Annotated in this window: 15 protein-coding genes and 7 pseudogenes; 4 read left to right on the forward strand and 18 right to left on the reverse strand. The window is 47.4% G+C overall.

Features of this window, described 5'->3' with window-relative positions:
* Positions 1–35: 35 nt before the first annotated feature.
* Positions 36–1,568: pseudogene (locus CCS41_RS15680) on the reverse strand (TipJ family phage tail tip protein); the annotation flags it as partial.
* 56 nt (positions 1,569–1,624) lie between these two features.
* Between CCS41_RS15680 and CCS41_RS08800 the strand changes: the two are divergent.
* Positions 1,625–2,647: an IS630 family transposase gene (locus CCS41_RS08800; RefSeq protein WP_119797486.1), complete on the forward strand. Its 1,023-nt coding sequence runs from the start codon at positions 1,625–1,627 to the stop codon at positions 2,645–2,647.
* 13 nt (positions 2,648–2,660) lie between these two features.
* On the opposite strand, the pseudogene CCS41_RS08805 reads toward CCS41_RS08800, so the two are convergent.
* Positions 2,661–4,070, reverse strand: a pseudogene (locus CCS41_RS08805) (TipJ family phage tail tip protein); the annotation flags it as partial.
* 61 nt (positions 4,071–4,131) lie between these two features.
* A pseudogene (locus CCS41_RS08810) lies at positions 4,132–4,709 on the reverse strand (tail assembly protein).
* A 352-nt stretch (positions 4,710–5,061) separates the two neighbouring features.
* On the opposite strand from CCS41_RS08810, the gene CCS41_RS08815 reads away from it, so the two are divergent.
* A complete protein-coding gene (locus CCS41_RS08815) occupies positions 5,062–5,508 on the forward strand; it encodes a DUF3757 domain-containing protein (protein WP_072551168.1) in 447 nt (148 codons plus the stop codon).
* A 137-nt stretch (positions 5,509–5,645) separates the two neighbouring features.
* Here the strand turns inward: CCS41_RS08815 and CCS41_RS08820 are convergent, their stop codons facing one another.
* Together CCS41_RS08820 and CCS41_RS08825 are read right to left on the reverse strand one after the other, a co-directional pair.
* A complete protein-coding gene (locus tag CCS41_RS08820) occupies positions 5,646–6,353 on the reverse strand; it encodes a C40 family peptidase (RefSeq protein ID WP_072551169.1) in 708 nt (235 codons plus the stop codon).
* 2 nt (positions 6,354–6,355) lie between these two features.
* A pseudogene (locus CCS41_RS08825) lies at positions 6,356–6,637 on the reverse strand (phage minor tail protein L); the annotation flags it as partial.
* Here CCS41_RS08825 and CCS41_RS08830 point away from each other — a divergent pair.
* Positions 6,635–6,925, forward strand: a pseudogene (locus tag CCS41_RS08830) (transposase); the annotation flags it as partial. The pseudogenes CCS41_RS08825 and CCS41_RS08830 sit on opposite strands and share 3 nt — an antisense overlap.
* 2 nt (positions 6,926–6,927) lie before the next feature.
* Here the strand turns inward: CCS41_RS08830 and CCS41_RS08835 are convergent.
* The 10 genes and pseudogenes from CCS41_RS08835 to CCS41_RS08875 form a co-directional block, all read right to left on the reverse strand.
* On the reverse strand, positions 6,928–7,806 hold the full coding sequence (locus CCS41_RS08835) for an IS4 family transposase (protein WP_162860040.1): 879 nt from the start codon (positions 7,804–7,806) through the stop codon (positions 6,928–6,930).
* Positions 7,796–8,170: an IS4/Tn5 family transposase DNA-binding protein gene (locus CCS41_RS08840; protein ID WP_083429569.1), complete on the reverse strand. Its 375-nt coding sequence runs from the start codon at positions 8,168–8,170 to the stop codon at positions 7,796–7,798. The genes CCS41_RS08835 and CCS41_RS08840 overlap by 11 nt, the downstream gene beginning before the upstream one ends.
* Before the next feature lie 473 nt (positions 8,171–8,643).
* Entirely contained in the window at positions 8,644–9,567 is a 924-nt protein-coding gene (locus tag CCS41_RS08845; protein ID WP_240313908.1) for a tyrosine-type recombinase/integrase, read from the reverse strand.
* Positions 9,568–9,707: 140 nt separating this feature from the next.
* Entirely contained in the window at positions 9,708–10,730 is a 1,023-nt protein-coding gene (locus tag CCS41_RS08850) for an IS630 family transposase (protein ID WP_119797243.1), read from the reverse strand.
* A 58-nt stretch (positions 10,731–10,788) separates the two neighbouring features.
* Positions 10,789–11,586, reverse strand: a pseudogene (locus CCS41_RS17700) (IS701 family transposase); the annotation flags it as partial.
* Positions 11,511–12,407, reverse strand: a complete 897-nt coding sequence (locus CCS41_RS08860; protein ID WP_119797489.1) for an IS630 family transposase — start codon at positions 12,405–12,407, stop codon at positions 11,511–11,513. The pseudogene CCS41_RS17700 and the gene CCS41_RS08860, both read right to left, overlap by 76 nt.
* Before the next feature lie 636 nt (positions 12,408–13,043).
* Positions 13,044–13,169: pseudogene (locus CCS41_RS17705) on the reverse strand (IS91 family transposase); the annotation flags it as partial.
* An 81-nt stretch (positions 13,170–13,250) separates the two neighbouring features.
* Entirely contained in the window at positions 13,251–13,475 is a 225-nt protein-coding gene (locus CCS41_RS16685) for a transposase (protein ID WP_240313743.1), read from the reverse strand.
* Positions 13,476–13,509: 34 nt separating this feature from the next.
* Positions 13,510–13,644, reverse strand: a complete 135-nt coding sequence (locus tag CCS41_RS17205; RefSeq protein WP_275887652.1) for a hypothetical protein — start codon at positions 13,642–13,644, stop codon at positions 13,510–13,512.
* 131 nt (positions 13,645–13,775) lie between these two features.
* Complete coding sequence (locus CCS41_RS08875) at positions 13,776–14,015, reverse strand: IS630 transposase-related protein (protein WP_240313744.1); 240 nt, start codon at positions 14,013–14,015, stop codon at positions 13,776–13,778.
* 301 nt (positions 14,016–14,316) lie between these two features.
* On the opposite strand from CCS41_RS08875, the gene ybaL reads away from it, so the two are divergent.
* On the forward strand, positions 14,317–16,023 hold the full coding sequence (gene ybaL / locus CCS41_RS08880; protein WP_072550942.1) for a YbaL family putative K(+) efflux transporter: 1,707 nt from the start codon (positions 14,317–14,319) through the stop codon (positions 16,021–16,023).
* 89 nt (positions 16,024–16,112) lie between these two features.
* Here ybaL and CCS41_RS08885 read toward each other — a convergent pair whose 3' ends face one another.
* Genes CCS41_RS08885 through CCS41_RS08895 form a run of 3 tightly spaced genes read right to left on the reverse strand, consistent with a single transcriptional unit; the run spans position 16,113 to position 23,909 of the window.
* On the reverse strand, positions 16,113–21,536 hold the full coding sequence (locus CCS41_RS08885; RefSeq protein ID WP_072550941.1) for an FG-GAP-like repeat-containing protein: 5,424 nt from the start codon (positions 21,534–21,536) through the stop codon (positions 16,113–16,115).
* Positions 21,487–23,283, reverse strand: a complete 1,797-nt coding sequence (locus CCS41_RS08890; protein ID WP_162860042.1) for a C80 family cysteine peptidase — start codon at positions 23,281–23,283, stop codon at positions 21,487–21,489. Before CCS41_RS08890 ends, CCS41_RS08885 begins: the two co-directional genes overlap by 50 nt.
* Complete coding sequence (locus tag CCS41_RS08895) at positions 23,181–23,909, reverse strand: hypothetical protein (protein WP_119797492.1); 729 nt, start codon at positions 23,907–23,909, stop codon at positions 23,181–23,183. The genes CCS41_RS08890 and CCS41_RS08895 overlap by 103 nt, the downstream gene beginning before the upstream one ends.
* Position 23,910 lies beyond the last annotated feature (1 nt).

Consider the following 23,910-nt stretch of genomic DNA (forward strand, 5'->3'; position numbering starts at 1 on the left):
TCGAGGGTAATACGGGTGCGCGCCTGTTTTTGTTCATTGGCCTGGCTGGTTTTTATGAGCGTATCGAGTTGAGAAGTCAGTCTTTTACCGGCATGCGTGGTCATAATATCATCACGGATGTGATCGAGCACCATCTCCGCATCGTCACTCGATGCCCCCTGCACCCACGGTGTCCAGGCGCCTTGATTGCCCAGTCGATCGACCAGACGGGCACGAAAGTAAAAGGTTCTCCCCGCAGCCAGACCCTGCATCGTGTAATGACGCTGCGGGTAGGCAATGTCAATCAGTGGCTTCTGATGGGCGTCATGAGCAAAACGGCTGCATTCCACCTCGGTTTTTAAGGTATCTTCGGCGCCCGCAGGAAAGGCCCAATTGAGCGTGATGCCAAACACAATTGGTGTGGTGGTCAAGCCAACCGGTTGGGGTGGTGGATTTTCTTTCCCCTGGAGAGGGATTTCTGGCGTCGTGACCCACAGGCTGGTGCTACCCGTCGCGTTAATGGCTCTCACTCTGGCCTGATAGCACCCAGCATAACTGTTGGGCACCTCAAAGCCGCAAGTCAATACCCGCAGTAGCGGCGTCCAGTTGCCCTTATCCCGCCGCCATTGGGCGTCGTAAGCGGTCGCACCGCTGGCTGCCTGCCAATTAACCTGTAAAGTGGTGACGGCTAAACCTTGAGCAATCACCGCATGGCTGGTCAACGTGATGTGTGTCGGAGGGGGTTGAAGGGTCAACGGAATCACACTGATAGGCCGCTCGTCGAGGCGCGTGCCGCTGTCGATACGTTCATATTTATCGGGGTCATGTTGGACAGCATTAATGCGATAAGTGTTGTCGTTATTGTCCTCGATACGGGTCACCCGGTAGTGCTGAAGGGCTACGTCATCGGCCTCCACCGACCAAATCGCCTCCGGTTGCGGCGTTTCACTGTAAGCCACACTGACGGTGATAAGTTGACCGTTAACCGCGTGGACGGTTCGAGCCTGAGCTGTGCCACTGGGCAGATTAACCAGCAGCCGATCGCCGGGTTTGACGTCAGCGAGTCGATCTAAGGTGATGTCGCAGTCGACGGCGTGACGGATGCGCCCCCCGATTTTTCTCCCCGATAACATGTCGTCGGCAACCGCAATGATGTGCCCCGGTAATGGAATCGCGCCATCTAAGCCGACATCAAAGGTCACCAAGCGGTCCTTGGCATTGGTGAGCAGCGCCCAACGACCACGCCGGTGGGCTTCTGTCTGACGGACACAGCCAATCGCCGTGGTGCTCAGTTGATTAATGCCATAGCGTCGGACCAAGGTTTCATCAGAAACCGCTTCAAGGGTATCCTGATAGCCGTTAGCCGGGTCGCTCCAGCTGACCATCGCCGTGCTGTAGCGGCTTTTTTCTGAGCTGCTGGCGTAGGAAAAACGTCCCTCGATGACATTGGCACGGGTGTACAGGTAATCTCGGTCACGGGGCATGTCGGCCAGGGCACAGAGTTGATTATTCGCCCAGTAGGTCATGCCGCGGAATATCGCCGCCAAATCCCGCAGTACGATAAAGGCTTCAGCCTGGGATTGGATATACCCGTGATCAATGAAGATGCTTGATTTTGAAGTCGATAAGGATCATGCTCATAGCCATGAAAATAGAGCTGACTGCTGACCAGAAAATTACCCTCGAAGCCCAACATCGTCAAAGCCATGACCGCCGTGTCTGTGACAGGATCCGGTGTGTTTTGTTGTCCGCAGACGGCTGGACTCCCCCTATGATTGCTCACTCACAGCTCATTAATGAAACCACGGTGCGGCGCCACCTTACAGACTATCATAAACTCAACAAGCTCAAGCCTGAAAATGGCGGCTCCGATGGCTATCTCAATGCGGAACAGACCACGTCGCTGGTTGAACATCTCACCCAGCCGCTCTACCACCACAATCACCAAATTGTGGCGTATATCGCTGGACGCTGGAACATCACCTTTACCGTATCAGGTCTGTATAAAGGGTTGAAGCAGCATGGCTTTAGCTATAAAAAGCCGAAAGGTGTTCCGCATAAATTTGACGTTGAGAAACAGCAGCAATTTATAAAGACCTACAGCGAATTGAAAGACGCCGCGGGTAATGACCCCATACTGTTTATTGATGCCGTTCATCCGACACAAACCACCAAAATAAGCTACGGCTGGATACGAAAAGGCCAGGATAAAACGATAGAGACCACCGGGAGCAGAACGCGGTTGAATATCATGGGAGCCTTGAGCATCCAGAATGTGGCTAACCCCATAATCCGTGATGATGAGACGATTAACAGCGAAAATGTGGTTCACTTCCTGTCTGCCATTCGCGCGCATTATCCCATCACGACAACGGCACATGTGATCCTCGAGGGTGCAGGCTATCACCGTTCACAGCTTGTGCAAGACGCCGCGCTTACGTTGAATATCCAGCTTCATTACCTTCCGCCGTATAGCCCGAATCTAAACCCGATAGAGCGATTGTGGAAGGTGATGAATGAGCAAACACGAAACAATAGATATTACCCATCTAAACAGAGTTTTAAGAACGATATCTTAAACTTCTTTGAGGTGAAGCTACCACAAATGGCAAGTTCTCTGGTATCTCGCTTAAACGATAATTTCCAGGCGCTAAATCCTGCATCTTGATTTCACTTGGGTATAGACCGACATCAAAGGTCACCAAGCGGTCTTTGGCATTGGTGAGCAGCGCCCAGCATCCTCTGCGGTGGGCTTCTGTCTGACGGATACAGCCGATTGCCGTGGTACTCAGTTGATTGATGCCATAACGTCGGACCAAGGTTTCATCAGAGACTGCCTCAATGGTATCCTGATAGCCGTTAGCCGGGTCGCTCCAGCTGACCATTGCCGTACTGTAACGGCTTTTTTCTGAGCTACTCGAGTAGGAAAAACGTCCGTCGATGACATTGGCACGGGTGTACAGGTAATCTCGGTCACGGGGCATGTCGGCCAGGGCACAGAGTTGATTATTCGCCCAGTACGTCATGCCACGAAATATCGCCGCCAAATCACGTAATACGGTAAAAGCCTCGGCCTGCGATTGGATGTAAACATCACACAGAAAGCGCGGTTCGGTCCCGTTACCCCCTTTGCCATCGGGGACGAATTGGTCACAGTATTGCGCGATGCGATACAGCTCCCATTTATCCACCTGTGCAGCGGTTAACCGATGGCCGAGACCGAAGCGGTCGGCGAGCAAAATATCATAGAACACCCAGGCCGGATTATTGCTGTACGCCCATTTGAAAGTGCCATCCCACGTGCCCTTATACGTCCTCGTTGCGGGGTCGTAGGTCGTGGGCACCCGTATTGTACGCATCTTGGGCTCACAGGCAATCACGGGAATGTGCTGAAACTGGCTGGCATCAAATTCGATATACAGCAGAGCGGTGTTGGGATAACGCAACTTGGCATCAATGATTTCGGCCAATGCCTCAATGTGCATGTTATCGGCGAGTCGGTTACTGGTGCTGTTCGGTGTCAGACGACGGACACGGAGTTGCCAACCGGTTTTCGCGTCAGGCAAGTTAATACGGTGTGAACGCTGATACCCTGTACTGGTTTTGCCCTCCACTGTGGTCTTGAGGACAGTATGGTAAGCCCCGCCATCGGTCGCCATCTCTATCTCATACTCAACGCGAGTGCCGTTAACATCGCCGTTATCAGTCTGACGTTGCAGCGCCGGCCAGCTAAATCGAATACGCAGCGCAGATAACTGGGTGTTGCTGATAGCCCGCACCCACGGGGTGTCGGCCTTTAACTCGGTGTTGACCGTAACTTCATTTTCAACGTTCGGCATCCCGGTAATGTAGTCTTGCGATGGGGTGCCGGGGCGGTAGTCCCAGGTGACACCGGTAAAATTAGCGCTGCCGTCTGCATTATTAAGCGGGGTGCCATCCAAATAAATACGGGTGCCGTCTAATTCGCCCGCAAATTCCCCTTCACCCAGGGCCAATAATATTTTAGCTTTGGCGGTAGAATGCAGGCTGTCCGGGGATTCTGTGGGCGTAGGTGGCCGCTGGCTACCGCCTTTGTTTCCTGTGATGACCATAGTTTACCCATAAAAAAAGATCGCCTTGGCGACCTGGATTGTGTTCGCTGCTTTGTTATTTTTACATCTGGTCTTCCGCGTAAATGCCCGCAGAAATCACTGCACCCCCGATACGCCGCTTGCCGTAGCCAATCGGTACCGGATTGCCTTGTGCGGTGGAATTCACGGGCCCCCCGAAGGCGTAGCTCGGCTTGTTATCAGGGTCCTCACGGCGTGATAACCCACTTTGTTGTGGGGATAGCATCTGAATCACCCCGCCGACCATCATGGAAATGCCAACAGGGGCCAAAAATTGAGCGCCGGGGATAAATGACGCCGCCACTAACATCGCACCGATAATGGTTTGAAACACGCCACCCCGTTTGCTGCCGATAATCACCGGGGCAATGCGAATATCCTGGCTGCCGTGGGCGCTGGCTAATTCTTCTCTGCTAATATTGTACTGGCCGTTAAATACTGCAAAGGTCAGGCCTTGTGCTTGACTGCGTAACATAAATTGCTCAAACCCAGGCAGGATAGCCGACAGCGCTTTTATCGCTTCTCTGGGGTCTCGACCGCGAGTTGATGCACACGGCCAAACAGGTGCCCGAGTTTTCCGTACAGGCGGATTGTTCGTAACGTTTGGTGGAGTGCTGCCATGGTATTGGCTCCCGAAGGCTGCAGGAGTAGCTGGGTGATTTTTATGATGGACCAGTAAGTTAACTGAAAAATCGACAATAGCCCGTCACCTTTAATCTAAGTGAAATCACAAAAATGGGTAGGAAAAATATTTCTAGTAAAAAATCAAGGGTGCATCCTAACGTTGGTAACTTGGAGTGATTTTTGAATTCTTGCTTTTTATTAAGAAACTATGTTATCTATCAGCCTCTCATTCAGCTAACATGTGCCTAAAACTAGGTTTTATCCACGCCAAACAAATAAAAACCAAAATGGTAATATACTCTAAGGTAATTGCTAAAAATATCAATTAATACTAATTAAGGACAACATAATGAAGCTAAAAACAATTATTGCCTTCACCAGCGTCGCACTTTTTTCTGTTAGTGCAAATGCTGGAAACGAAATGAACTGTCCCTCAATAGCCGATATTTCTGTTAAAAATTCACAGTATTTGGCTACTACACCAGAAGGGCAATGGCTTGCAATAAGAAGAGGCGGTGGACCGGTTAAAAATTTCTCTCAAGCGCTCTATCGACCAATAGAAAAATTAGAAAGAGGCATATTGGTTACTTGCTCCTACGAATTAGAAAAGGGTGATATCGATATGAGATTTTATAAACAAGGTAAGAAACAAGAAGAGAACCTGATAGTATCTATTCCCACCACAAATAAGCCAAACTGGCAAGAAGAGTCAATGGCGCTGGGAGAGAAATTTTATGAATGTGTTAATCAGGATCCGACAAACTGCAAATTTACTGTACTTACTACAGAAAAATAATCGACGATAGGTTGTAGATTATAGCAGGAGAAATTATACATTGATTGTAAAAATCAAAACCAGATAGTGATATTAAATGATATTTATTAATAATCATGTTGTATATTTCCTGCTATGTCTATTTACCCTGTATTCTTTCACAATAACATCTTATGCCTCACCACTTTCACCGTACGCTCTTGCCAATACCCGCCGTAAGGCACGCGCTGGCTGGGTTTGCCATACAGGTGATGCAATAACATACCGTCTGCCAGCAAAATCCCCGCATGATTGGCAACCGGTGCGGATACCTGCATCATCACTACATCACCTGGCTGGTATTCTCCGCTAAATTCACGAAATCCACATTGATACCAATTATCCAGATACCTGTTTTCCTGACCTGATTCCCACCAAGGGTGATCTACCCGATAATCATGCAATTCAATGCCATGCGTCTGGCGAAAATAAGACAGTATCAACCCCCAACAGTCGGTATGCCCAAGGACAAATTCACGCCCTACCAGCGGTAGCTCGCCTCGGGGCTGAAGTGTGCGCACATCGCCCTCAGGCCAGCTGACGATATACCAGGGCAGTTGGGTATGGTCACATTGTGCCCTGTCCAATTCCGATGGCTGACTCGTGGCATCGGGATGACTGTGTACGATTGCCGTGATGGTGCCCCAGTTTTCAGCATCCATGTAGCCTTGAGGATCGAGATAAAACTGTTCTGTTGGTTTAACGGCTAAATTACGGCAGGGGAAATAACGTTCTCGCCGTGATTGCTGCGCGATGACACCACAACACTCAAAGGGATAAGCGGCAGCCGCATGAGCCAGCATCGCCTGTAGCGTTCTTTTACGCATCCTCACCTCTTGATCAGCGCGGAGCCTGGAAACCCGCCAAAAGGTAACGGATTATGTTTGCCGAAACGGTTTTTACATTCCACTAACCGGCCAGTGCATCTGTCTTTAGTCGGATCATCGGTGGAGTTGCCCTGCTCATCAAAATATTGGCTACCCGTGTAATCACAGCCGTTACCACTGCGGTAGTCACCACGCATGGCCCAGGTGCACAGCGAATGGATTTGCCGTGTAGGAATTAGCAAACCTTGCAAATCCGCCGGGCTGGAGAGGGTGAACTCAACCATCTGATCCTCGAGGGTGCAGGCTATCACCGTTCACAGCTTGTGCAAGACGCCGCGCTTACGTTGAATATCCAGCTTCATTACCTTCCGCCGTATAGCCCGAATCTAAACCCGATAGAGCGATTGTGGAAAGTGATGAATGAGCAAACACGAAACAATAGATATTACCCATCTAAACAGAGTTTTAAGAACGATATCTTAAACTTCTTTGAAGTGAAGCTACCACAAATGGCAAGTTCTCTGGTATCTCGCTTAACCGATAATTTCCAGGCGCTAAATCCTGCATCTTGATTTCACTTGGGTATATACATCAGTTTGAAGGCGATAATGCTTTTGAGTGTGATCATTTTCGTTAGTTTGGTTGCCGTATTTAAACGACATTGTTCAACACAACATCCTGATTTCAGTGTGTTGAAGAACTCTTCTATCTTCCATCTCAGTCTATACCAATTCACTTTCTCTTCTGCTTCAAAGGCGTCAGTGGCCGTCAAATTGGTCAATAATACCCATTCGACAGGCGCTACTCCTTCTGGAGGAGGCTGTTCTTTAACACTGATGGCAGATACGTGAACCTTTTCATGGATATGCCGTGAAGCGTCTTTATTGGTAGGCCCATAAACTAGATTATTTCTAATGGGGAGCCAGCCTGAAATGGAGCGAATATCCACATAAGCCGTTCTTGCTACCCTTTGCTGATTTTTGGGCAGGGTGAGTGCTATGGTTTTTAAAATCGGCGTCTTTGACAAGGCGGTTTGCACCGTTGTTTTTTTCCCCTTTTCATCGATAAATTTTCTGTCTTTCCGGTTGCGGATAATAAAAAATGTTTTTAGTGAGCTTGCAACCCGAAAAAGTTCGAAAATATCCGCTTCTCTGTCTCCCAGCGTGATTAAGCAGGTATCTTTGGGTATCAGCGCCGCTGTCTCGTAGAGGGTCTCTATCCACTTAATACTTTCTTTCTCTTTCATTGTCGATTGATAAAGCCGCCGCTGTTTTTCCTGAGGGGGTTCCTCTCGGGAAACACGTGACCAGCATTTAAGCGAGGATAACCCAAGTGGCAAGCCCTCCTGAGTTACCATCAAAATTGCATGAAGCATCAACCCCATTTTATGTTTGTGATAGGCTTTAGATATACTTCCCAACCCCTCTGTCTTTTTATGTGTGTCAAAATCCAACTCTGATCTGTCCTGAAGAGAAAAAAACCAGTGAACGCCCTTCCAGACGTTTTTGTGTTTGTACACAATGTGTACGGAATAGCGCGCTCTCGCTCACTCTTTCATTGCTAAAAAATCGATAAGCCCCTTTGGCCTGTGACCAGGAACCATGACAGCTTGGGTAAATTGAACCTGACGCTTTTGATGATAATAAGCCCGCTGTTTCAAAAAAACGCTCTTTAAGGCGTTTATCTCCGAAATCAATTTGATGAAATTCTTCACGGATCCACTCATTCCCATTACCCGTTACTGTTTTCATGTGCCTGTTTCCTGATTTAACTATTGACTCTACCAATAATCCAATTTCACCTGAATCATTTTTCATTCAACGTTGTGGGTAAAAGTGAGCTCTCAATCGCATTGAACATAAATGGGCACAAGCCAAAAGCAAAAGAAGGGACTTAAATTGCAGCCTTGACGCCTTATTCTCTCAATATAGTGCATAATCATTATTATGTCTTTCAGTTATATTGAGGCGAATACGGCTCGTATAACTATGGGTAAATGATTGGCGGCATACCGATAGAACATCCAGCTGCTTACCAACGTCGCTAAGTCTGTTCAGAGTTGTCGCCGATCGGCATATCTTAGGGTTATTGCAGAAATGGGCTCCCCCAGTGGAAATGTACAAAAAAATCCTTGTTGATAACCCTGCTCGCTTGTATAAATTTTGATTGTCTATTACGAATAGAGATCCTTCAATATCAAAAGGCGCTTGAAAAATCAGAGATCAGGGCGTTATTTTTCACATGTGAAAGTGATCTTTCATGCAAAGGGCTTAAAGCTGTGATATAAGGACTAAAAATTGAGACGTTTACTTGCTCGTTTTAAACGGTCATCGCCACGGCGGTCGTACTTTTGGGTTGTGGCTATGCTGGAATGACCCATTGCATCTTTAACCGTTACTATGTCTTCATTATTATCAAGCATGGCAGAAGCAAAAGTTCTGCGAAGGTCATGGGGTGCGAACTTTTCTAGGCCGCTTTCTATACGTCGGGTATGTAAAATGTGGTAGATAGCTTGGTCTGACATTCTATGGTCAGTCACATCGTCATGCCGTCTGATCCGTGGAAAAAGGGAGCCGTTGTGCTCGCCGCGTACTTCCTCCACCCATTTATTAAGTCTGAGCCAAGTCCCTTTCGGCATGTATGCAAGTCGTTCTTTATTACCTTTACCACGTACCTTTAGTGCCTGCTCCTTGTGGACAATGTGCTCAAAATCAAGTGCTACGATTTCAGAACGACGCAGACCACACCCGAGAAGAATACCAATAATCGCGGCATCACGAAGCCCTCTACATGAAAGGTCACTTTCACATGTGAAAAATAATGCCCTGATCTCTGATTCCTCAAGTGCTCTTCCCTTTGGTAATCGGTTTCCTTTGAACGAGCCTATATGTTTGATATGTTGATAGCTATCGGTATCAAGTTGCTTCATTGTCCACGCTTCGAGAGCAACCCCTTTGAGCGCTGATAAGTAGGTGTTAATGGTAGTCGGCGCCTTCCCAGAATCAGATAACATCGCCAAGATAGCCTGAATATGATGACGACGCAGTACATGCCAAACACAATCTTTCATGCTTTGGTACCCGATCATCTTTGCCACCTTGTTAAGGAAGGAACTCATTGTCTGCCTGCTCCGCTTGGAACCAAGGCTGATAAGGTAGGCTACGGCTGGATTTTCTTCGATATGCTGCAGTTGTTGCTCCGTTAGAACAATTATTGCATTTTTATCATTTTGCTCGTTGTTCTGATAGTGCAAATTTACCTCTTCTACATGTCATTCATAATAATGAAAAGTTAATTTTCTCTCATTTTCAGATTTATGATCCGCGAATTTTGTACCTATATACCCAAGTGAAATCAAGATGCAGGATTTAGCGCCTGGAAATTATCGTTTAAGCGAGATACCAGAGAACTTGCCATTTGTGGTAGCTTCACTTCAAAGAAGTTTAAGATATCGTTCTTAAAACTCTGTTTAGATGGGTAATATCTATTGTTTCGTGTTTGCTCATTCATCACCTTCCACAATCGCTCTATCGGGTTTAGATTCGGGCTATACGGCGGAAGGTAATGAAGCTGGATATTCAACGTAAGCGCGGCGTCTTGCACAAGCTGTGAACGGTGATAGCCTGCACCCTCGAGGATCACATGTGCCGTTGTCGTGATGGGATAATGCGCGCGAATGGCAGACAGGAAGTGAACCACATTTTCGCTGTTAATCGTCTCATCATCACGGATTATGGGGTTAGCCACATTCTGGATGTTCAAGGCTCCCATGATATTCAACCGCGTTCTGCTCCCGGTGGTCTCTATCGTTTTATCCTGGCCTTTTCGTATCCAGCCGTAGCTTATTTTGGTGGCTTGTGTCGGATGAACGGCATCAATAAACAGTATGGGGTCATTACCCGCGGCGTCTTTCAATTCGCTGTAGGTCTTTATAAATTGCGGCTGTTTCTCAACGGCAAATTTATGCGGAACACCTTTCGGCTTTTTATAGCTAAAGCCATGCTGCTTCAACCCTTTATACAGACCTGATACGGTAAAGGTGATGTTCCAGCGTCCAGCGATATACGCCACAATTTGGTGATTGTGGTGGTAGAGCGGCTGGGTGAGATGTTCAACCAGCGACGTGGTCTGTTCCGCATTGAGATAGCCATCGGAGCCGCCATTTTCAGGCTTGAGCTTGTTGAGTTTATGATAGTCTGTAAGGTGGCGCCGCACCGTGGTTTCATTAATGAGCTGTGAGTGAGCAATCATAGGGGGAGTCCAGCCGTCTGCGGACAACAAAACACACCGGATCCTGTCACAGACACGGCGGTCATGGCTTTGACGATGTTGGGCTTCGAGGGTAATTTTCTGGTCAGCAGTCAGCTCTATTTTCATGGCTATGAGCATGATCCTTATCGACTTCAAAATCAAGCATCTTCATTGATCACGGGTATATACCACAAGTTTGTTTGATTTCCCGATGATAAACTTCAACAGACCAACGGGCCTCGGTGACAGCCTTCATCTGTTCCCGGGTGGGGTTCTCTTTGTTCGTTGCAACATAATCAATGCGACCGTGTTTGGTCACAAACTTGAAGACTGTCACCCAACCATCGCCCCGCAGGTGTACTGAAAGCCCTTCTTCTGGAATATCAAGTGAGGCTAATGTGACGTTGCGATTAACTATCCGGTTCTTTCTCAAGGTGGTGACCCCAATCCAGCCAGGAGAACGAATGGCGTTGAGATTATCTAAACTTGAATACCGAATACCACGCATCCATTACCACCGCTTCAGGGGCTATACCCCTCGCTTTTGCCAGTTTGAGCATGTCGCAAAAATGCGAGTTTTTTGTTTTTCCGTCGGTCTCTTTGTCGTCAATTCGGTAGTCAATAGGCACTGACTCTCCCTTTTCAAGACCCTGCCACAACAGATTAACCAAACCAATACCGGCTATCACATCATGTTCATTACCAGAATAGTGATAATGAACTCGCTCTATCTTCTTACTCCGTTTTTTGGCTAGCACTCTATCATCCGCAATCAGAAAACAAGGTGCTTCCCGGTCTATCGAGGGGCGACAAGTTGCCACAACTCTTTCGGACGAAAACACCGGCTCTTTAACCACCGGCTTACGCTATCATGCGATACCCTCGACGGGCTCACTTCTGACAACGCTAGACCAGAATATCTGACACTACTCGCTTGTAAAAATGCTTTATAAAGGTCTTTCGTACAGGGATAGTCTGACATCTCATTACCATTCTTATCTTTTTTCCTACTGCGGCGTCTTTGACTCGCTGACGGCAATGATAGCCAGAATTATCTAAAATAATGTGTATCTTTTGTGCATCAGGATAAGCAGCTTTGAGCTGCTCAAAAAAAGCGACGGTGGTTTCTGAATTCACCTGCTCAGGACGGGCACTGACCACCTTCATGGTGCTCAATTCAATGGCTCCCATGACATTAACCCGTGTTTTTGCCCCTGTTTTGACCAGCGGCTTATCTTTGCCTTTCCTTATCCAACCGCAGACCACTTTGGTGACCATCGTTGGAGGGGCTGAATCCATAAAAACAATCGGTTTATTCTTAAGAGCACTCTCTAGCAAAGTGAAATAAGACGCGATAAACGCTTCTTGCTGAGCAACATCCACTTTAACCGGCGTCGCTTTGGGCTGCTTATAGCTAAAACAATGCGCTTGCAGCCATTTTGTCATGCCAGATACGGTGTAACAGACGCCAAATTGGGTTTCCACATAAGCACAGATATCGATGACACGGGTATCAGTCGTGCTTTCAATGTGTTTTTCAAGCAATAAAGATTCATGCACGCTCAACTTACTATACGAGCCGCCATTTTCAGGCTTTAATTTTTCGTCTGAAAGCCAATCTGTTACATGTTGCCTTACTGTTTCTTCATGAATACGTAATGCTTGGGCAAGCGCTTTGTTATTCCAGCCTTTATTTTTCAACAACACCGCTTTGATTCGATCTCGAACACGGCCATCGTGTTCGTAACGATGAAGGCGTTCCAAATCTTGTTTTTGAGAGGCTGTCAGTGAGTTTATTTTCATGACCTTATTTTTAATCTAGTTGAGCAAATTTTCCAGTGGTTTTAATGGCGATGGGTATATATCCATTCAACTTGAAGGTACGGCGTCAATAGTTTGAAAATTGTCGTTAATTCTGCCTCTGAGAAAGGGAGCAATTTTTGCCCATGTGCTTAGCTTCACGAAACTCCTTGGTTGAGGAGAAAAACCGGTTGTGTCTGACTCGTAAACCGGTGTTGCTTTAGGTTGCTTATAACTGAAGCGACGCGCCTTCAGCCATTTTGTCATGCCAGATACCCTGTAACAGACACCAAATCTTGTTTCAACATAAGCACAGATATCTATGATGTAGTGCTCTCTTCGATCTCGAACACGGCCATCGTGTTCGTAATGATTAAACAGTTCCAAATCTTGTTTTTGAGAAATGGCGGTGGGGGATTAACCCAATCAATACTATTTTATAAATTCTACTTTTTCAAAGATATATTTTAATAAGTAGATATTTTAATGCAGATAATGAAGAGCTTTCCCCCCCTTCCCGATAGATGGATAGCAGGCTCGCTACAAAGAGCAAAAAAAACGTACGTATGCGCAAACAGCGATTTCGCTTTACCCATCGTTCCCATTGGGATTTTATGAGGAGCAACTTCCCTGTAGAGGCTAAATCCCTTTCATTTTTGCCAGAGATTCATGATGATTTATTAATTTATGCCATGGTAATCCGGGTGTTATCCCACTTAAAACTAAACGACAACCACAGACTATGCATTCATGAGGGTCAACACGTATCGCAGAACAATTCTATTCTAATTACAACATAAAGATGAGTCATGTCGTATATTTATGGCTTAGGCGATATAAATTGATTTAAAATAAAGGGTCAGAAAAGAGAGTGTCGATATCACATTGTCGCTTTCTCCGAAGTGCTTTTGCTTGAGCCCATTTATGCTCAATGGGGTTCATATCAGGGGAATAAGTGGGGAAATATTCCAGAATAAAGCCGGCTTTCTGTCTAGCAGACTGGATGTCTTGGCGTTTATGGAATCTTGCATTATCCATCACGAGGACGGCCCCTCGAGGGGATTTTGGCAATAAATCTTGAGTGACCCAGGCATAAAAAATATCGCTATTGATATGGCAGAACTGTGGTTAATTTTCCGTTAAGCTGAGCGCCAATGACGTTAGTTCGTGCTTTGGCATGCCAATCGTGTTGGCCGTAATAGCGCTTACCTTTAATTGAATAACCATAAAGACGAGGCATATGATGGGCAAAACCGCTTTCATCCACGTAAATTATCGGGGTATTACAGGCTTCATAGGCCTGAATCTTGCTCTGAAAATCTTTTCGAGCTTGGACGTCGATTTTGGGATGATAAAATGTTTTTTTTATAGCTAAACCCGGCTCGTTTTGTATTGAGACGCATCAGGGTAAGTTTCCACATCAAGGAGCAACGCTGCACGGTTTATTTTGGTCGCCGGTTTATCACGAGTCAGGCAAGGGTCGATACGTTTAGCCCAGCGCATTAGGCTCGCTATCCCTACACAAAAACGTGACGCTGTTTCAGCATAAGTGAGCTTTTCTTGCTTTTTAATAGCCAATACATGTTGGCGGAATTTTAATGGATAAGTCATTCTTAAATGATACATCAATTTATAATGCCTATGCTATATCCTGTATATGGTCGAGTTTAGATTTACCATCAGGATGGTGTAGTGGTCAAGTAAAACCGGACAGATTTTTAGGACACATTGATTACAGGTATGCGTTCAAATTTCAGGATAGGCTCGCATTTACAAAAATGTAACTGTCTTCAGTGATAGTGCGTAACCAAAAAAACGCTTGCAACAAATGTATCCAGCATTGACACGCTACCATTGGTAGTACACATTACTCGTATGATCTGTAGGTATATAGCAACTCATAGGAGTCTGGATGCACAATTCAACCCCATTAATCACTACGATAGTCGGTGGTTTGGTTCTCGCTTTCTTTTTAGGAACATTGGCACATCGCCTGCGTATTTCACCCCTGGTTGGGTATCTTACCGCGGGGGTCTTGATTGGACCTTTCACACCTGGTTTTGTGGCTGATCTCTCGTTGGCGCCAGAATTGGCAGATATTGGTGTTATTTTGTTAATGTTCGGGGTTGGGCTCCATTTTTCTCTTAAGGATCTCCTGGCAGTAAAATCTATTGCTATTCCCGGAGCCATAGCTCAAATTATCGTCGCTACCCTGTTGGGTGTTGGTCTGTCTCATCTGTTAGGGTGGGAGCCCATGACTGGACTGGTGTTTGGTTTATGTTTGTCGACCGCCAGTACAGTAGTATTACTACGCGCGTTGGAAGAACGGCAACTGATTGATAGCCAACGTGGAAAAATAGCTATCGGTTGGTTAATCGTGGAAGATTTGGTTATGGTGCTAACATTAGTACTGCTTCCTGCTTTCGCTGAGGTATTAGGGAATGAAAATAGCGGTACTCGTCAACTTCTTACTGAATTGGCTATTACCATCGGTAAGGTCATCGCTTTTATTACGTTGATGATTGTTGTTGGCAGCCGCTTGGTTCCCTGGATCCTAGTTAGAACCGCTCGCACCGGCTCACGAGAGCTGTTCACTCTGGCCGTATTAGTGCTTGCGTTAGGTATTGCCTATGGTGCCGTGGCTTTATTTGATGTTTCCTTCGCGTTGGGCGCCTTCTTTGCGGGTATGGTATTGAATGAATCTGAACTTAGTCACAGGGCTGCTCAGGATACCTTACCGCTACGTGATGCCTTCGCAGTATTATTTTTTGTCTCCGTTGGCATGCTACTTGACCCGATAATTTTAGTGCGTGAACCCTTAGCGATTATTGCTGCTGTGAGCATTATCATCTTTGGAAAATCAATTGCAGCATTTACGCTTGTTCGTCTATTTGGTCACTCAAAACGCACGGCTCTGACGATTTCGGCAAGTTTGGCGCAAATTGGGGAGTTTGCATTTATTTTGGCAGGTTTGGGGAGTGCTCTCGGTTTATTGCCTGAATATGGTCGTAATCTGGTACTGGCCAGTGCGATTTTCTCCATTATGCTCAATCCACTGCTCTTTAGCCTACTTGAGCGTTATCTACGTAACACAGAAACATCACAAGACCAAATTTTAGAAGAGGTGGTTGAAGAAAAAAAACAAATTCCAATTGACTTATTCAATCATGCTTTATTAGTGGGTTATGGTCGCGTAGGCAGCTTACTAGGGGCAAGGCTCAGTGCTGAAGGAATACCGCTGGTAGTGGTCGAAAATTCACGTCCACGGATAGAAACACTGAGAAAACAAGGGATAAATGCAATACAAGGCAATGCAACTAATACTGAAATCATGTCTCTTGCTGGTTTGGACTCCGCCCGCTGGCTGCTACTGACTATTCCCGACGGCTACGAAGCGGGGGAAATCGTGGCTTCTGCACGTGCTAAACGACCTGATATTGAGATTCTGGTACGTGCTCATTATGACGATGCTGTGGTTTATATCTCAAAGTGTGGGGCAAGTCAGGTGATCATGGGAGAACGCGAGCTTGCCAATAGTATGTTTAATATGTTGAAGATTAATGCGTTATCTGAAGAAGATAAATCCTTGGCCAACCCAATGAATCTGCTTAGAGAATAATCAGGGCAGGATACAGAAGACATGGGCGATTAATTTTAACCGTCCATATCCGCTGTTTTTGACAAATTCCTCTTCTGTTTATCCTGTTCCTATGCCGCTGACACTGTTATCCAGTGGCGGTTAATCTGTGTGGAAAGGGAGGAGGTGGAAGGGGATGAAACACTTGCTGTCGTGGAAAAACTGGCCATGGTCTCGGCTAATTGATCAATACTGTTACCTGATAGCTGGAAGCCGCCGGCAATTATCTTTTCTATTCTCGAGTCTGCCCCCCTGTAATGATTTTTTATTGTGACACCCTCAGAGGAACCACGCCCCTTAACCCTAACCCTGAGGTCGTAGCCTACTTTTTCCAGCCATAAAGCGTCTTTATTGATTTCTGCTGAGGTGAAATCCAGTCTGTCATTACCGCCTTTGTCCTGCACGGCGTCGTGGCCATCACCTGTGGCGTAACAATAAACATTATTGCCAGCACCGCCTAGTAGGGTGTCATCACCTCGACCGCCTGTTATCTGGCAATCTGTGTCGCTTAAATCGCTAAAGCTGTCATCACCATCAAGTAATGCTATCTTTTTGTCTATGAGTGCGCTTTCGTGAAGCACGACAACATGGTCATCCTGCTCGCTAACGTCCACCCGCCCGATGACAACTTGCCCCTGGTTAATGAACAGCTCGGCAAGGAGGCCGTTTTTTTCCTGCAGCCACAGATGGCGATAACGTTCATCCTGCATAAAGTGGCGAATACGAATAATGGGGTATGAAGCGGATGTGTCACGGTGACGGAGCACAATATCGTTACCGGCCTGTATCAGCTGGGTCTCTTTCAATGACCAGGGTAATAACAGCCTGTCCTGCGCCGCTTCTCCTCCTGTCGCGCTACCGTCGTCCTCATTGTCAATCCAGATACCGCGTTCACTCCTGCCAATCTCGTAGGTATCGGCACCCCCCTTACCCATTAGCGTATCGTAACTGTACTGGTGCCATAAACGGTTAGTGTCTTCACGTCCGGATAACGGTAAGGCTGTCAGGTAATTGTCTTTGTTATCCCCTGTCAGGGTGGTGTGAAATTTTGTACCGACCAGAGCCAGTTGTAGAAAACTTGGCAAAACAGTAGGGCTGTTATCTGCATGACTACTGACCGGTTGGTCGTTAACCTTGATTTCAACCTGTCCCCGGCCATCGACTACTTGCAGATGAGCGCTGACATCGCCTCCGGGTTGCACTGTTTTTAATGCTGCAGCGCGACTTCTATCATGGATGGCGATATATCGTGCTGTCAAGTTGGGCAGGGACGGCACGCTACCCTCTGATTTTGGGCTCAGGGTAGATGGCCAACCCGTGAGATGCAATCCGTCATAGGTATAGAGTGCATAATTGTGCTGCAGGGTTCGTTGGTTACCCACCCTTGCGCTGTACATATCACGTAAAAATACCTGGGTATGTGTCTTATTTTTATTACGCAGTGTTAGCACCACATCCGCGTCTTCCATAGTAATACTAACGATGTCTGCTGCCAGGTAGTCCAGTAATACTGCACTGTGTTCCTGCGTGTTGGGCGTATCTGACAATACAACCTGGGCATTGCTGTGACTTTGCAAAATACGATAGGTGTCTATGCCCACCCCGCCATTTGCCTGCCCGGCCTGTAACGTTAACCAGTCATTACCGGCGTAACCGTTTAGCACGTCTCTGCCACCCATGCCATTCAATTTGTTGTCAGCACTGTTCCCCATCAGTTCGTCATCAGTTTCACTGTGCCCGTCAGCATGTTCTATCTGCTGCAATTTGGCGATAATTTTCTCACTAGAACGATAGCGAGCAATACCCGCCGTCAGATCGATATGATAGCCTCCTGAGCCATCCCGTTTGATCGCCGCCATGACCGTATCAGCGTTATCTGATGGTGACAGGTCCCCACCATTTAATACACTGGCATGACGCTGATCCTGTGGGGCTGCTTGCCCCATCAATAAGAAGGTGTCTGCTTTACGGCCACCAATAAAGCGTTTTTTACCGGCCCCGACTTCGAAGATATTTTTCTGCTCTTGATGCCCCATAGCATCATCATTACCACCGCCTAAACTAAACCAGGCGACGCGTTCCTCAGGGGGTGTGCTAGTAAAAGGATGCGCATTGATTTCGCCTGCTTTGTTCAGGGATAACAGCTGGTTATTTCCCTGTGCATCGGTGCGAATACCCAGTATTTGATGTTCGTTACGCAGCGCCAGTAAGTTCTGACGCGGCTGGCCTTGTTGAGGCTTCACCTCGGTGTTTATCGCAAAGTAGCCATCGCTTTTTCCGTAAGCGATGCTGTGGTTGCCATTATCCTGTATTAGCACTAAATCGGCTCGGTTATCGTTATTCATATCACGTAGCTGTATTTGCGCGGTATTAAAATTTCTGGCGAGTTGTGTCATGCCTTGATGCTGTTGTACATCTTGTGCCTTAAAGGGGTTGGCCCGATCGCCTGTGCCTAGTAGGGTATAGAGGTTTCCTTCTGCAGTCAGAGTAACGAGATCACCGTAGCCATCACCATTGATATCACCGGCAACATGGTGGGTATGCGCGGATACTGCGGCTTGGGGTACTTTTAACTGTGAGAAAGGCAGTGAAGCGGAGCGCTCAAAGGTGCCATCTGCTTTACCATAGCTGATGTTGATATAACCGCGAGGATCCTTAACTGTATTCACGGCCGGGGTAAGCTGCCGGCTCCATGAAACAAGATCAGCATGGCCATCCCTGTCTATATCTAGCAGCACGGGTGCAGCGTCACTTGAATATGACAAAGCTAAGCGTATGGGTTGCGGTTTTTCAATAAAGGTATTGTTCTCTTTGGCTAACAGAATACGAATAGGCTCTCCGCTGCCTATGGTGATAACGATATCGTCTTTGCCGTCATGGTCGATGTCCCCTACCAACGTGTGTACGGTTAAGCCATCGATCAATTTACCTTTTTCGATAAGTTGTGGTTGAGCATAACCGCCTTTGCCATCGGCAAGTAATAGCGATAACCCTTGTGTGGAAAAATAGCCAATATCTTGCTGGCCATCACCGTTAAAATCGCTCATCACCGAGCGATAGTCATTTTGCCGCGGATTCAGGCCAGGAAGCTGGGTTTTTTGCTTGCCTTCTTCTTGTCGGAAAAAGGTACCGACTTGATTAAACACACCCATAAACGGTTTTTTCAGCACTTGAGCAGACACTTCCCCGGCACTATTGACCACATCATCAGCTGATGAAAACTGAACGTCGTAATATTTATAGGCACTCGGCTCTAATTGACCGTCACGGTAGTACAGATTTCTACCCCAGTGGTATTCTGCGTTCTGGTTTGGTATCAGTGTGCTCTCTGCGAGCGTGCGAGGATTGACCGTTTCTTTGGGGGAGATTTTATCACGTAGGATCTCACGCCCGTTTTCTCCCATTGCTGTGACTTTATCGTAACTGCGTTCGGCCAGATCGGGTTGACCCAGGCTCAGATAGAGGGTTTCAATGTTAATATTGGCACGTAATAACGCGATAGCGGTCTCTTGCCGTTTTTCTTGCAGGATCCGCTGTGCTGCCTGTTCTGTTTCGTGGCGCATGAGCTGATTGGCGATATGCGGCTCCTGATCCTGCCCAGTAAAGGCGAACCAACCGCTGCGCAAGGTTTCCCAATCGGTTAATGTGAGGATTTTCTTGATGTTTTCTACTTCGCGCACAGCAGAATAAATGGCGCCGGCCAACAGTAGCGCGGCTCCCACCGTAATACCCAGTGGGCCGGCTACGCTGGCAGCGGTGCCCCCGACGGCAAAAGCGATGGGTACGCCGATGCTGACCAGTGCTCCGGCCGTCGATAAGGAACCTGTGACGATCAAATCTTGACGTAGTTTAGGATCGGTCGTGGCGGCCAGTTCGCTGAAAGCACGAAGCGCTTGGTAGATATCAAAACCACTGGATAATACTCCCAGTGCGGGGCCCCCAAATCGTGCCAATTGAAGTTTAAAACCGGATCGAACACCCAGCCGTGTTAAACGATTTCCCCAGCGACCCAATCCTTCTTGTGTGACATCAATCACCAGGTTAGTGATCAAAGAGGACATTGCCAGATTTTTCTCAAAAGTGATCTGCTCTTTTTGCTTTGCGGTCAGTGTGTCACTTTGCAGCAACGCATCATACTTAGCCATATCACTCAACGCCCGAAGATAACCATACCCTTGCATAGTACCGCCTAAACGGCTGCTTAATCGTTGAGTCCGTCCCCAACGTGGCGCAACGGGGACCGCTTTCACTGTGGCGCCGAGCGTAGGATCAATCTGTAGCGTCAGTTTTGCGGTGTGATCAGTGAGGTGTTGATCAGGGAGCGCCTCAGGGTTTAGCATCGGGGTGACATACTGATGAATTTTTTGTAATTGCGCCAGGGCACTGACCCGGGATTGAGCATCGCCATCGGCTACCAGTACACTTTCGACCGAGCCTTTCGAGGCGATCTGTTGTTTGAGGAAACGCACCGCTTGCTGGGTCGCGAGATCGTTGTAATCGGCTTGGTGTAGATAACGAGAGAGTTTTTTTGCATCAAAAGACAGCTGGTCGGCTAAATCAGCTTGTGTGAGGTGCTGCATAGCAAAAGGTTTACCCCTCACTCTGGCCCCCATTTTGTTCAGGATACGCGCCGGAATGACGACCTCACTCAGGGTAATATCGGCTGCGTTTGCCAGACGCTGTGTTTCCGTTTGATAATCACTGAGCAAGTCTTGCAGTGGTGCCAAGGTCGGAAAATGCGTCTGTGCGGCAGCCATATCGACTTTATACAGGGTAATAGGCGGTAAAGCAGGCTGCTGATCACCTGTCGGACCCGGTGACACAGGGCGCAAGTATGTTTGCAAGGTTGTCGTGAGTATCTGATTCGCTTTGGGACCCGTAATACGCAGGGTTCCTACCGTGGGATCATACAGGGAAAAGCCATCGTTGCTTTTCGATAGCGTCAATGTATCTGACCCGATGTTTAACAAATAATGACCCAAGGCGACATCAGCGTAGGTTGTTGGCAAGCTTTGGCGGATAAAAACACGGGGATGGTCCTCAGGTACAGCGAGTAATCGATCAAATAATGGGTCTAATTGCTGCACCTGCTGAGTGTCATTATCGGAAAGCGGGCCTTCGGCACGCTGCTCGTGAATGTCGGCGTAATTATTTAGCCCATTAAGGTAGTTTTCACTGGCATTCCCTCCTTGCGCTTGGCTATCCAACCAGGCCAGACTGGTTGCAGTAGCCGATGCTCGTGCATAGGGACTGCCGTCGCCGATAAATAGCGCTTGGGGAGCGAGTTTCAGGTTAACACTGCCTTGTTCAGTGGCAATTCCGTGCCAGGTTGCAATGACATCGCTTTGTTTTTCATGCCAAATATGACTTTGTAATAGCGCTTTTTTGCCGCTGGATGTTGCTAACTGTCGTTGTGCTCGAGGAGACTGCAACAAGTGCTGCGTATTATTGATGAACAGCTGAAATTGCCAGCGATTCTTGATTAACGAGGCCACTTTTTGTATATCTAACGAGCCATCGGTGGGGCGGGAAGAAATAGGCGAGCACCCTTTGTTGTTCGCTATTCAGTGCCGTCAGTTGCAATTGATTGACGTTTATCTTGTTAATAATATCTAGCATGTTTGTCACACGCATGTTGAGATGCGTTGTCTGGATTAATTTGTTTTGCTGATCCCAAGTGAGCACGAGCTTGTTATCATCAAGACCATTAATCCAGCGATTGTCTGCTGAGCGCGTGAATTTACGGCCGTCCCTATCAACAATAATGGGGGTTCTACGCCCAGAGACATCGGCCGTGATCCCTTGTTCTTTGAGTGATAGCGCAAATTGTCGAGTGTAGCCGCCGTTATTATTATCAGTCAGTGCACAACCGACCAGACTGACGTAGCTAGGTGCACTACGAATACCGCTATCACTGTAGTCTGTGTCAAGCCTATTACTAAGGTCAGCGACTTTTTTCGCCAATTCACTCGCCGTGTATCCCGCCAAGGTGTTATGATCACTTTCATTATCGCCACGGCCATGCCCCACCAGATACCACCGTAAATTACCTCGCAGCAGGCTCGGATCACCATAAACCAAATGGAGAGCACCGGCAGCATCTAGCTGAAATAACACCGATGCTCCAGGACGTTTGGCAGCCAGATCGGACGCGGCTTCCATCACTGTAGGGTCATCTTCCAGCTGAACAATAACTTGGCCATCGAACCCGTTGTAAGGTATTTCGCCATCCTGCTTTTCGGGGATGATAAAGGTTGAGCGCCAGCCCGTAACGTCGTCTCGCTTAGCCGCCGCAAGAGGCTCATCAGACCGGTCTGGACCTAATTGCGTTCTGGTGCCATCCATCGGCTGGATGAGCGTAAAAGTAGAAGGTGTAAGAGGGTGATTATGCCTACTCGCGCCAGAGCCTGGGGCGCTTAATCCCGGGTTAATCAATGGATAATCAGCATGTTGGTAGTAACGAACATTGTGAGTGGTGCCTGATCGGGTCAGGTCGCTCATATTGAGCACTTTGAGTCCTCGTTGTTCGCTTTTATAAAATAAAGATTCGTAGTGTTCTGAACTCCCTCCGCTCAATGTGTGCTCTTCTAGCTCGTAAAGATCGCGCTTAAAATGTCTGTACAGGTCATCAATTTTGACGGCTTTTGTGCCGTCCGAGTTGACTAACCATATACGGTTAGAAGGGATGCCCGTTGCGGGAACGGAAATGTGTACCTCAGCGGGAACCGTCATGCCGCCGGTCGTTGAATTGTACGGATTCAGGACGCTATTATCCCCCACGGGTACGGCCTCCAGTCCGCGTGTGTCTATCAGGTAGACAAAGCCGTCTTTTTGCCTGCGTCGCAGTGCTTGATCAGCATCTGAATCGTTAGAATCTACTGAGTCTTCTGAATCAAAATCATAATAAGTAGGATCATTTTGATAGCCGTAGTGAAATTGTGCTGCACCCCCGACTCCTCCGACTCCCCCTGTATTACTGCGACCGTATGCAATAGCATCTCGATAATGAGTGCTGCTGCAAAGTGTGATATCTGTGGTGTGCTTCCAGGTATGTCCGCCTTCGAAGGCAAGCAATTTTCCATCATCGGCTAATTCATGGGGTGTAAGGTGATCACCTCGAAATACGCCACTGATATGGGTTAGAAAGAAGGCGTTTTCTCTATTGATTTGATAGCCCTGTGTTGCAGCATAGGTGGTAAGAAATTCAGGGGAAAAATGATGAATCGCTTTGTTTTCCTCCAAAGAAGGGCGGCCCCTGCTTGTCCAGCAATCTGTGGATCAGTCATGTCTTGAATATGCTTAAATCTATCGGGATTATTGACATCCATTGACAGGTTTTTGTGCTGTTCAGCCCACACCGGAATGACTCCCTTGCTGGCCAACTCAAAAACCAGTTGTTGTCGCAGTTCACCCGACATATTAAAGCTTTTCCATAGCGCATTAATTTTCCCTGTATCTTCCTCGAGATGCTGTGGCCGCAGTGGGTACAGCCTTTGCAGCATTTGTAATGCTTGCTTCTTGCCTTCTTCAAGGGAGCCAAACTTTTCTTGCACTCGCTGTGTCCAGGATTTTTCTGGTTCCACAACAGATGGGGCTTGTACTTGCCGTGCAGTGGTATGTTTAGACGATCTCGCCCATCGTGGAATTTTGCCGTCATGTTGCTCCAGATGAATAATTAGCAAATCATATTTGCTGATTTTGTCTTCCAATGGAAAAGTAAACTGCTTCAGGAAGGCCTCTGCTGCTCTATCCCCTGCGGTATGAGCAGGGAAATTTAATGAATCCACTCTTCTGAGTCGTTTAACCAGTTCGATCCATTTTTGCGATGAAATACCTATCTGGCTAGGGTGGCGTGTATAAGGGGGCATG

It is taken from the genome of Candidatus Fukatsuia symbiotica (assembly GCF_003122425.1).
Classification (GTDB): Bacteria; Pseudomonadota; Gammaproteobacteria; order Enterobacterales; family Enterobacteriaceae; genus Fukatsuia; species Fukatsuia symbiotica.

Bases quoted from the DNA above. Each gene is read 5' to 3' on its own strand.
- CCS41_RS08800 (WP_119797486.1), top strand. From the start codon at position 1,625: ATGAAAATAGAGCTGACTGCTGACCAGAAAATTACCCTCGAAGCCCAA.
- CCS41_RS08815 (WP_072551168.1), top strand. From the start codon at position 5,062: ATGAAGCTAAAAACAATTATTGCCTTCACCAGCGTCGCACTTTTTTCT.
- CCS41_RS08820 (WP_072551169.1), bottom strand. From the start codon at position 6,353: ATGCGTAAAAGAACGCTACAGGCGATGCTGGCTCATGCGGCTGCCGCT.
- CCS41_RS08840 (WP_083429569.1), bottom strand. From the start codon at position 8,170: ATGAAAAATGATTCAGGTGAAATTGGATTATTGGTAGAGTCAATAGTT.
- CCS41_RS08850 (WP_119797243.1), bottom strand. From the start codon at position 10,730: ATGAAAATAGAGCTGACTGCTGACCAGAAAATTACCCTCGAAGCCCAA.
- CCS41_RS08860 (WP_119797489.1), bottom strand. From the start codon at position 12,407: ATGAAAATAAACTCACTGACAGCCTCTCAAAAACAAGATTTGGAACGC.
- CCS41_RS17205 (WP_275887652.1), bottom strand. From the start codon at position 13,644: ATGCCTCGTCTTTATGGTTATTCAATTAAAGGTAAGCGCTATTACGGC.
- CCS41_RS08875 (WP_240313744.1), bottom strand. From the start codon at position 14,015: ATGACTTATCCATTAAAATTCCGCCAACATGTATTGGCTATTAAAAAG.
- ybaL (WP_072550942.1), top strand. From the start codon at position 14,317: ATGCACAATTCAACCCCATTAATCACTACGATAGTCGGTGGTTTGGTT.
- CCS41_RS08895 (WP_119797492.1), bottom strand. From the start codon at position 23,909: ATGCCCCCTTATACACGCCACCCTAGCCAGATAGGTATTTCATCGCAA.